This window comes from Klebsiella sp. EMBS2024 (assembly GCF_036233805.1).
Lineage (GTDB): Bacteria > Pseudomonadota > Gammaproteobacteria > Enterobacterales > Enterobacteriaceae > Klebsiella > Klebsiella pneumoniae.
Genome location: NZ_JAZARW010000001.1, coordinates 4,822,687 through 4,831,942, shown reverse-complemented (window position 1 = coordinate 4,831,942; position 9,256 = coordinate 4,822,687). Strand labels below are relative to the sequence as shown.

Below are 9,256 nucleotides of genomic sequence, written 5' to 3'. Positions count from 1 at the left end.
TGCCGACCAAAGGGTCGGCATTCCGTCTTAGCTGCGCAAGCGTTATGCGCGCCAGGCTTTATAACGGTTAATCAGGCCGTTAGTAGAGCTGTCGTGGCTGCTAACTTCGCTGCCGTCTTTCAGCTCCGGCAGGATGCGGTTAGCCAGCTGTTTGCCCAGCTCAACGCCCCACTGGTCAAAGGTGAAGATGTTGAGGATCGCGCCCTGGGTGAAGATTTTGTGCTCGTACAGGGCAATCAGCGCCCCGAGGCTGAACGGGGTGATCTCACGCAGCAGGATGGAGTTAGTCGGGCGGTTACCTTCGAACACTTTGAACGGCACCACGTGCTCCAGGGTCGCCGGGTCTTTACCCTGATCGCGATATTCCTGCTCAACCACTTCGCGGGATTTACCAAAGGCCAGGGCCTCGGTCTGGGCGAAGAAGTTAGACAGCAGTTTCTGATGGTGGTCAGACAGCGGGTTGTGGGTGATAGCCGGAGCGATGAAATCGCACGGTACCATTTTGGTGCCCTGGTGGATCAGCTGGTAGAACGCGTGCTGACCGTTGGTGCCCGGCTCACCCCAGATGATTGGGCCAGTCTGGTAGTCTACCGCGTGGCCGTTACGGTCAACATACTTACCGTTGGACTCCATGTTGCCCTGCTGGAAGTAAGCGGCAAAGCGGTGCATGTACTGGTCGTACGGCAGAATCGCTTCGGTTTCCGCACCGAAGAAGTTGTTGTACCAGATGCCGATCAGCGCCAGCAGCACCGGCAGGTTTTTCTCCGCCGGAGTGGTGGAGAAGTGCTTATCCATCGCATGCGCGCCGGACAGCAGCTCAACGAAGTTGTCGAAGCCCACGGAGAGAATGATGGACAGACCAATCGCCGACCACAGGGAGTAACGGCCGCCAACCCAGTCCCAGAATTCGAACATGTTGGCGGTGTCGATGCCGAACTCGCCAACCGCTTTCGCGTTGGTGGAAAGCGCGGCGAAGTGTTTCGCCACGTGCTTGTCGTCGCCCGCGGTTGCCAGGAACCAGTCGCGCGCGCTGTGGGCGTTGGTCATGGTTTCCTGGGTAGTGAAAGTCTTGGACGCCACCAGGAACAGAGTCGTTTCCGGATTCACGTTCTTCAGCACTTCGGCGATATGGGTGCCATCGACGTTAGAGACAAAGTGCATGTTGAGGTGGTTTTTATACGGACGCAGCGCCTCGGTCACCATGAAAGGACCGAGGTCGGAGCCGCCGATGCCGATGTTAACCACGTCGGTGATCGGTTTGCCGGTGTAGCCTTTCCAGCTACCGGAGATAATCGCTTCGGAGAAGGTTTTCATCTTCTCCAGCACAGCGTTCACTTCCGGCATCACATCTTTGCCATCAACCACAATCGGCGTATTGCTGCGGTTACGCAGCGCGACGTGCAGTACCGCGCGGTCTTCGGTGCGGTTGATCTTCTCACCTGAGAACATCGACTTGATAGCGCCCGCCAGGTCAGTCTCTTTCGCCAGATCCTGCAGTTTAGCCAGCGTCTCTTCAGTGATGCGGTTTTTGGAGAAGTCCACCAGCATCAGATCGTCGAACGTCGCGGAAAATTTAGAAAAACGGTCGCTATCTTTGGCGAAAAGCTCGCTGATAGTGACATCTTTCATTTCGTCGAAGTGTTTCTGTAATGCCTGCCAGGCAGAGGTCTGCGTTGGGTTGATGTTTTTCATTAGCAATACTCTTCTGATTTGAGATTGTGACTTCGGTCGATTGTAGCGCCGGTGACGGAAAATTGTGATGATTTTTGTGACTTGACCCTGACGCCGGTCAGGAATCGGGTCAAAACGGAGTAAAAAGCCCCATTAGTATAGCTATCATAAGGCTTTTTTCTGTTAGCCGCAGAGGCATGAAAAATCCGCATAACCGCAGCGTTGACATAGCTGGCGTTAAGCCTTTATATATCCGCAGTGCTTACGTATTGGTAGGTATCTATTGCTCGCGCATTTCACGCTACAGCGAAAGGGTATTCGCGGGGGATATAATGTCCCTGTTCCCCCGGCCAGGTGAAAGACGTCAGTAATTGCCAGAAGAGGTGCGTTGCCCAGGTAACCGTATTGGAGGAACCAGTCCGGGGAAGATACGTGAGGGGGAGCAACGCCGAGGTGAAAGAGCGTCTGGTCACGCTCCTCGCCGGCCACAGGGGCTGAATCCCCTGGGTTGTCACCAGAAACGTTCGCAGTCGGGCGTTTCATACCCGAACACCTCAGCGCCCAAAGCGGTGAGTCGGGTCTACAAGGTGGAGCACTTCTGGGTGACATCGTAGTTGTTTATCACTCTGCGCCACCCTGTTTATCGCTCTTCCCTTGTGCCATGGCTGAATAATTTGGCCTGGCTTATTAAGACATTTTGTTGCGATCCGGCGGCGTCCAGCCCCTGCCAGGATCGGTGCTCAGGAATCGTTTTAATAAGTCAGGCCCCCTGACACGAGGTTGTTATGACAGATCTAGTCGTCGCCAAATTTGGCGGCACCAGCGTTGCTGATTTTGACGCAATGAACCGCAGCATCGATGTGGCGCTGCTCGATGCCAATACCCGTATTGTTGTGCTCTCCGCCTCTGCCGGCGTGACCAACATTCTGGTGGCCTTAGCGGGAGGGCTGGAACCCACCGAACGTTTTTCCCAGCTGGACGCTCTGCGTCAGATCCAGTTCAATATTCTGGAGCGTTTGCGTTATCCCAACGTGATCCGCGAAGAGATTGAGCGCTTGCTGGAAAATATCACGACGCTGGCGGAAGCCGCCGCGCTCGCCTCCTCAACCGCCCTGACTGACGAACTGGTCAGCCATGGCGAACTGATGTCCACCCTGCTGTTTGTGGAAATTCTGCGTGAACGCGGTATTCAGGCGCAGTGGTTTGACGCCCGTAAAGTGCTGCGCACTAACGATCGCTTTGGCCGCGCCGAACCGGACATCGCCGCCGTCGCCGAACTGACCCAGCAGCAGCTGGCGCCGCGCCTGGCGGAAGGCCTGGTGGTGACCCAGGGCTTTATCGGCAGCGAAGCGAAAGGCCGCACCACCACCCTCGGCCGCGGCGGCAGCGATTATACCGCCGCTCTGCTCGGCGAAGCGCTGAATGCCACCCGCGTCGATATCTGGACCGATGTCCCGGGGATCTATACTACCGACCCGCGCGTCGCGCCGGCGGCGAAACGCATCGACGTCATCGCCTTTGAAGAGGCAGCGGAAATGGCCACCTTTGGCGCCAAAGTGCTGCATCCGGCGACCCTGCTGCCTGCCGTGCGCAGCGATATCCCGGTGTTTGTCGGCTCCAGTAAAGAGCCTAAAGCGGGCGGTACGCTGGTGTGTAAAACCACCGAGAACCCGCCGCTGTTCCGCGCGCTGGCGCTGCGTCGCCGGCAAACGCTGCTGACGCTGCACAGCCTGAATATGCTGCACTCCCGCGGCTTCCTCGCCGAAGTGTTCGGTATTCTGGCGCGCCATAACATCTCAGTTGATTTGATCACCACCTCCGAAGTGAGCGTGGCCCTGACCATGGACACCACCGGCTCGACCTCTGCGGGCGATACCCTGCTGACCCAGGCGCTGCTGACCGAGCTCTCTTCGCTGTGCCGCGTGGAAGTGGAAGAAAATCTGGCGCTGGTCGCCCTGATTGGCAATGAGCTGTCGAAAGCCTGCGGCGTCGGCAAAGAGGTCTTTGGCGTCCTCGAGCCGTTTAACATCCGCATGATCTGCTATGGCGCCTCCAGCCACAACCTGTGCTTCCTGGTGCCGGGCGACGATGCGGAGAAGGTTGTGCAGAAGCTGCATCATAATTTGTTTGAATAAAATTCCTTAGCACGATAAACAATACCTATAGCCGGGCTCGAACCCGGCTTTTTTATAACAACATCAACACAACCAGCTGACCTGCTCGCCGCCCATCGGGATGGCGCGGCCCGGTTCGCGTATCGCAAGGAACACAACATGCTCGCAACTCTGACGCGGCTGTTCCCGTTATGGGCACTGCTGCTCTCCGTTCTGGCCTATTACACTCCCACTACCTTCACCCCAATTGGCCCATGGGTCACCACCCTGCTGATGCTGATCATGTTCGGTATGGGCGTGCATCTGAAGCTGGAGGATTTCAAACGCGTCCTGTCGCGTCCGGCGCCGGTCGCTGCGGGGATATTTCTGCACTATCTGGTGATGCCGCTCGCCGCCTGGCTGCTGGCGCTGCTGTTTCATATGCCGCCGGAGCTTTCCGCCGGGATGGTGCTGGTCGGCAGCGTCGCCAGCGGAACCGCCTCCAACGTGATGATCTTTCTTGCCAAAGGGGATGTGGCGCTGTCGGTGACCATCTCCTCGGTCTCCACCCTCGTCGGCGTCGTGGCGACACCGCTGCTCACCCGTCTGTACGTCGACGCGCATATTCAGGTCGACGTCATGGGCATGTTGCTCAGCATTCTACAGATTGTGGTCATTCCTATCGCGCTGGGACTGATTGTCCATCATCTGTTGCCGAAGGTGGTGAAAGCGGTAGAGCCGTTCCTGCCCGCCTTCTCGATGGTGTGCATTCTGGCGATCATCAGCGCGGTGGTGGCGGGTTCCGCCGCCCATATCGCCTCCGTCGGCCTGGTGGTGATTATCGCGGTGATCCTGCATAACACTATTGGTCTGCTTGGCGGGTACTGGGGCGGACGTCTGTTTGGTTTTGATGAATCCACCTGCCGTACGCTGGCGATCGAGGTGGGGATGCAGAACTCCGGCCTGGCGGCCGCGCTGGGTAAAATTTACTTCGGCCCGCTGGCGGCGCTGCCAGGCGCGCTGTTCTCCGTCTGGCATAACCTGTCCGGTTCGCTGCTGGCCGGGTACTGGTCAGGAAAGCCCATCGCCAAAAAAGCCGACAAGCGCTGAGCGTGATACGTCCGGGCGCAGGCCCGGGCGTGTGCCTGCTTTAGTTGCCATACAGGCTATCAGTAAAATATTCATTGCCGTACACTGGGTGCTCTGGTCTGACTGAGGGCACCACCATGGCACTCCCCCGTATTACACAAAAAGAGATGACCGAGCGCGAACAGCGCGAATTGAAAACGCTGCTTGACCGCGCGCGTATTGCGCATGGCCGCCCGCTGAGCAATGCGGAAACGAACAGCGTGAAAAAGGAATATATCGATAAGCTGATGGCGCAGCGTGAAGCGGAAGCGAAGAAAGCCCGCCAGGTGAGAAAACAGCAGGCTTATAAAACGGATAAGGAAGCGACCTTTTCCTGGTCGGCGAATACGCCGACCCGCGGCAGGCGTTAACGCCCTTTCTTTTTACGTCCCGGCTGGGTGAAACGTTTCCCGTTACCAGCCGGGCGGCCCTTATCGTTGCTATTTTCCATCTTCACCACCGGGCGCTTGATGCCGGGAGTCGCCGCTTTGGCCTTCGGCCTGGCTTTCGGCTTCGCTTCGGAAGAGGAGTTTTCAATCAGCTTGAACAGGTCGATCAGCTCGTCATCGGTTAGATCACGCCATTCACCCAAGGGGATCCCCGTCAGGCTGACGTTCATGATCCGCGTACGCTCAAGCTTCGTCACTTCATAGCCAAAGTGCTCGCACATACGACGGATCTGGCGATTCAGCCCCTGCACCAGAGTGATGCGGAAAACGAANGGCGCCTCTTTCTTCACTTTACATTTTTTCGTCACCGTCCCGAGAATCGGTACCCCCGCGCCCATCCCGCGAATGAACTCATCGGTCACCGGCTTATCGACCGTGACCAGATACTCTTTTTCATGGTCGTTGCCGGCGCGCAGGATCTTGTTCACCAGATCGCCATGGTTGGTGAGGAAGATCAGCCCCTGAGAATCTTTATCCAGACGGCCAATAGGGAAGATACGCTTGCTGTGGTTGACGAAATCGACAATGTTGTCGCGCTCGCCGTCTTCCGTGGTGCTCACAATGCCGACCGGCTTATTCAGCGCAATCAGCACCAGATCATCCGCTTCACGCGGCTCAATCAACCGTCCGTTAACTTTGACTAAATCGCCAGGCTTCACCTGATCGCCAATGGTGGCGCGCTTGCCATTGATAAAGACGTTGCCTTGTTCAATAAAGCGGTCCGCTTCGCGACGCGAGCAGATGCCGCTTTCGCTGATGTATTTATTTAATCGGGTTGATGAGTCGGGCAGCATAGATTCTCCTGTAAAAGCGAAATATACCCTACCTTGTGGGCGAGAAAAAAGATGTGCCTTTGCGCCCTCCGGAGCAAGGTGTGATCGACTACGCCTTTTTTCACAAAAGTGTCCCGCTCAACGCCTGGCAACTTTGCATGATGAAATATCACAGAATCAGCGATTTAGCGTGCAATGCACAAAGGTGCCAACAACCCGCTATTGATAACGCAAATGTGCAAGATTATTCGCCAGATTAGGGTGATGAAATAAAAGAAAATCGCTTTAAACGGTGGCTCTAATAGGGTTATATCAGATCAACAGCACAAACCCGCGATTTGCACAAATGTGCAGGAGCCTGCAGATGACCATGGAAAACAGTGACGATATCCGGCTGATTGTCAAAATCGCCCAGCTCTATTACGAGCAGGATATGACTCAGGCGCAAATTGCTCGCGAGCTCGGGATCTATCGCACCACCATCAGTCGCCTGCTGAAGCGCGGCCGCGAGCAGGGCATTGTTACCATCGCCATCAACTATGACTACAATGAAAACCTGTGGCTCGAGCAACAGCTCAAGCAAAAATTTGGCCTGAAAGAGGCGGTGGTTGCCAGCAGCGATGGGCTGCTGGAAGAAGAACAGCTGAGTGCGATGGGCCAGCATGGCGCCCTGCTTGTCGATCGGTTGCTGGAGCCAGGCGATATCATCGGTTTTTCATGGGGCCGCGCCGTGCGTTCGCTGGTGGAGAACCTGCCGCAGGCCAGCCAGTCACGCCAGGTGATCTGCGTCCCCATCATCGGTGGACCTTCCGGTAAACTGGAGAGCCGCTACCATGTGAACACCTTAACCTACGGCGCGGCAGCCAGACTGAAAGCGGAATCCCACCTTGCCGATTTTCCAGCCCTGCTGGATAACCCGCTGATCCGCAACGGCATCATGCAGTCCCAGCACTTTAAAACCATCTCATCCTACTGGGACAGCCTGGATGTGGCGCTGGTGGGTATTGGTTCACCGGCCATTCGCGACGGCGCAAACTGGCACGCCTTCTACGGCAGCGAAGAGAGCGACGATCTCAACGCCCGCCACGTCGCCGGGGATATCTGTTCGCGTTTCTACGATATTAACGGCGGGTTAGTCGATACCAATATGAGCGAAAAAACCCTGTCGATCGAAATGGCGAAGCTGCGCCAGGCTCGCTATTCCATCGGCATCGCCATGGGGGAAGAGAAATACTCTGGCATTCTTGGCGCATTGCACGGACGCTATATTAATTGTCTGGTGACAAACAGAGAAACGGCTGAGTTATTACTGAAATAACACACAGGATATGATTTCACGCAGCACCCGCTGCGGGGGATCCCTTTATCTAAAGAAATGGGAGTGAATAATGAATACTTGGTTAAATTTAAAAGATAACGTCATTATCGTGACCGGCGGCGCCTCGGGAATTGGGCTGGCCATTGTCGATGAATTATTATCACAAGGTGCTCATGTCCAGATGATTGATATTCATGGCGGCGATCGTCATCACAATGGCGATAATTATCACTTCTGGCCGACGGATATTTCCAGCGCGACAGAGGTGCAACAGACTATCGATGCCATTATTCAGCGCTGGTCGCGTATTGATGGTTTGGTCAATAACGCTGGCGTGAATTTCCCGCGTTTATTAGTCGACGAAAAAGCACCGGCCGGCCGCTATGAATTAAACGAAGCCGCTTTTGAAAAAATGGTCAATATCAACCAGAAAGGGGTGTTTTTCATGTCGCAGGCGGTGGCGCGTCAAATGGTCAAACAGCGCGCCGGTGTGATTGTCAATGTCTCTTCGGAGAGCGGCCTGGAAGGCTCTGAAGGTCAAAGCTGCTACGCCGCGACCAAGGCCGCGCTCAACAGCTTTACCCGCTCCTGGTCCAAAGAATTGGGTAAATATGGGATCCGCGTGGTCGGCGTTGCGCCGGGGATCCTCGAAAAAACCGGTCTGCGGACACCGGAATATGAAGAGGCGCTGGCCTGGACGCGCAATATCACCGTCGAGCAACTTCGCGAGGGATATACCAAAAACGCCATTCCCATCGGGCGGGCAGGAAAACTCTCAGAAGTCGCTGATTTTGTTTGCTATCTCTTGTCAGCGCGCGCCAGCTACATCACCGGAGTCACCACTAACATTGCCGGCGGAAAAACGCGCGGTTAAGGAGGCAGTATGGTTCACGCTATCTTCTGCGCCCACGGCCAGCTGGCCGGGGCCATGCTTGATTCGGTATGCATGGTCTACGGCGAGGTTAACGTCAGCGCCGTCGCGTTTGTCCCCGGCGAAAACGCGGCGGATATCGCCATTAACCTGGAAAAGTTAGTAAGCGCCCACACCGATGAGGAGTGGGTAATCGCGGTAGATTTGCAGTGCGGAAGCCCATGGAATGCCGCAGCCGGGCTGGCAATGCGTCACCCGCAGATCCGGGTGATTAGCGGCCTGTCGCTGCCGCTGGCGCTCGAGCTGGTGGATAACCAGTATACCCTGAGCGCCGATGACTTATGCCAGCATCTGCAGGCCATCGCCAGTCAGTGCTGTGTGGTCTGGCAGCAGCCAGAAACCGTTGAGGAGGAGTTCTGATGCAAATTACCCTCGCCCGTATTGATGACCGACTGATTCATGGCCAGGTCACCACCGTGTGGTCAAAAGTCGCCAACGCCCAGCGGATAATTATCTGCAATGACGATGTATTTAACGATGAGGTTCGCCGGACCCTGTTGCGCCAGGCGGCTCCGCCAGGCATGAAGGTAAACGTTGTCAGTCTGGAAAAAGCGGTTGCGGTCTATCATAACCCGCAATATCAGGACGAGACCGTCTTTTATTTATTTACCAATCCACACGATGTTTTAACGATGGTGCGCCAGGGCGTGCAGATCGCCACGTTAAATATTGGTGGCATGGCCTGGCGACCCGGTAAAAAACAGCTAACCAAAGCCGTTTCTTTGGATCCGCAGGATATTCAGGCATTCCGTGAACTCGATAAACTGGGCGTAAAACTCGATTTACGCGTGGTCGCATCAGATCCGTCAGTCAATATTCTCGACAAAATTAACGAAACAGCTTTCTGCGAATAAAAAATAGCGCCTGTTGTGATATGCCGTAGCAGGCAGGAT

Annotated in this window: 9 protein-coding genes and 1 riboswitch; of the genes, 7 read left to right on the top strand and 2 right to left on the bottom strand. The window is 55.7% G+C overall.

Going from position 1 to position 9,256, the window contains the following annotated elements; translation table 11 throughout:
• Window positions 1-42 precede the first annotated feature (42 nt).
• The gene (gene pgi, locus VZP09_RS22145; protein WP_002884631.1) at window positions 43-1,692 is read right to left on the bottom strand and encodes a glucose-6-phosphate isomerase; all 1,650 of its coding nucleotides are present in this window, start codon (window positions 1,690-1,692) and stop codon (window positions 43-45) included.
• A 349-nt stretch (window positions 1,693-2,041) separates the two neighbouring features.
• A riboswitch (Lysine riboswitch) is annotated at window positions 2,042-2,277 on the top strand.
• Window positions 2,278-2,456: 179 nt separating this feature from the next.
• On the opposite strand from pgi, the gene lysC reads away from it, so the two are divergent.
• From lysC to VZP09_RS22130, 3 genes are all read left to right on the top strand, one after another.
• Window positions 2,457-3,806: a lysine-sensitive aspartokinase 3 gene (lysC, locus tag VZP09_RS22140; RefSeq protein ID WP_004146591.1), complete on the top strand. Its 1,350-nt coding sequence runs from the start codon at window positions 2,457-2,459 to the stop codon at window positions 3,804-3,806.
• Between the two features lie 138 nt (window positions 3,807-3,944).
• Window positions 3,945-4,874, top strand: coding sequence for a ketopantoate/pantoate/pantothenate transporter PanS (panS, locus tag VZP09_RS22135; RefSeq protein WP_002884627.1), 930 nt, complete (start codon window positions 3,945-3,947; stop codon window positions 4,872-4,874).
• 116 nt (window positions 4,875-4,990) lie between these two features.
• On the top strand, window positions 4,991-5,263 hold the full coding sequence (locus VZP09_RS22130) for a DUF3811 domain-containing protein (RefSeq protein ID WP_002884625.1): 273 nt from the start codon (window positions 4,991-4,993) through the stop codon (window positions 5,261-5,263).
• Here the strand turns inward: VZP09_RS22130 and rluF are convergent.
• Window positions 5,260-6,135 (bottom strand): 23S rRNA pseudouridine(2604) synthase RluF, encoded by an 876-nt coding sequence (gene rluF / locus VZP09_RS22125; RefSeq protein ID WP_002884619.1) that lies wholly within the window; start codon window positions 6,133-6,135, stop codon window positions 5,260-5,262. The two genes, VZP09_RS22130 and rluF, sit on opposite strands and share 4 nt — an antisense overlap.
• A gap of 349 nt (window positions 6,136-6,484) precedes the next feature.
• Here rluF and VZP09_RS22120 point away from each other — a divergent pair, with 349 nt between their 5' ends.
• The 4 genes from VZP09_RS22120 to VZP09_RS22105 all read left to right on the top strand — a co-directional run bounded on the left by VZP09_RS22120 (window position 6,485) and on the right by VZP09_RS22105 (window position 9,217).
• On the top strand, window positions 6,485-7,432 hold the full coding sequence (locus VZP09_RS22120; RefSeq protein WP_002884616.1) for a sugar-binding transcriptional regulator: 948 nt from the start codon (window positions 6,485-6,487) through the stop codon (window positions 7,430-7,432).
• A 70-nt stretch (window positions 7,433-7,502) separates the two neighbouring features.
• Entirely contained in the window at window positions 7,503-8,306 is an 804-nt protein-coding gene (locus tag VZP09_RS22115; protein ID WP_002884614.1) for an SDR family oxidoreductase, read from the top strand.
• 9 nt (window positions 8,307-8,315) lie between these two features.
• Entirely contained in the window at window positions 8,316-8,723 is a 408-nt protein-coding gene (locus VZP09_RS22110) for a mannose/fructose/sorbose PTS transporter subunit IIA (RefSeq protein ID WP_009309461.1), read from the top strand.
• On the top strand, window positions 8,723-9,217 hold the full coding sequence (locus VZP09_RS22105; protein WP_004151751.1) for a mannose/fructose/sorbose PTS transporter subunit IIB: 495 nt from the start codon (window positions 8,723-8,725) through the stop codon (window positions 9,215-9,217). Before VZP09_RS22110 ends, VZP09_RS22105 begins: the two co-directional genes overlap by 1 nt.
• Window positions 9,218-9,256 lie beyond the last annotated feature (39 nt).

What these genes read in the sequence shown, in the direction of transcription:
- pgi (WP_002884631.1), bottom strand. Translation starts at nt 1,692, where the DNA reads ATGAAAAACATCAACCCAACGCAGACCTCTGCCTGGCAGGCATTACAG.
- VZP09_RS22105 (WP_004151751.1), top strand. Translation starts at nt 8,723, where the DNA reads ATGCAAATTACCCTCGCCCGTATTGATGACCGACTGATTCATGGCCAG.
- lysC (WP_004146591.1), top strand. Translation starts at nt 2,457, where the DNA reads ATGACAGATCTAGTCGTCGCCAAATTTGGCGGCACCAGCGTTGCTGAT.
- VZP09_RS22120 (WP_002884616.1), top strand. Translation starts at nt 6,485, where the DNA reads ATGGAAAACAGTGACGATATCCGGCTGATTGTCAAAATCGCCCAGCTC.
- VZP09_RS22130 (WP_002884625.1), top strand. Translation starts at nt 4,991, where the DNA reads ATGGCACTCCCCCGTATTACACAAAAAGAGATGACCGAGCGCGAACAG.
- VZP09_RS22110 (WP_009309461.1), top strand. Translation starts at nt 8,316, where the DNA reads ATGGTTCACGCTATCTTCTGCGCCCACGGCCAGCTGGCCGGGGCCATG.
- VZP09_RS22115 (WP_002884614.1), top strand. Translation starts at nt 7,503, where the DNA reads ATGAATACTTGGTTAAATTTAAAAGATAACGTCATTATCGTGACCGGC.
- panS (WP_002884627.1), top strand. Translation starts at nt 3,945, where the DNA reads ATGCTCGCAACTCTGACGCGGCTGTTCCCGTTATGGGCACTGCTGCTC.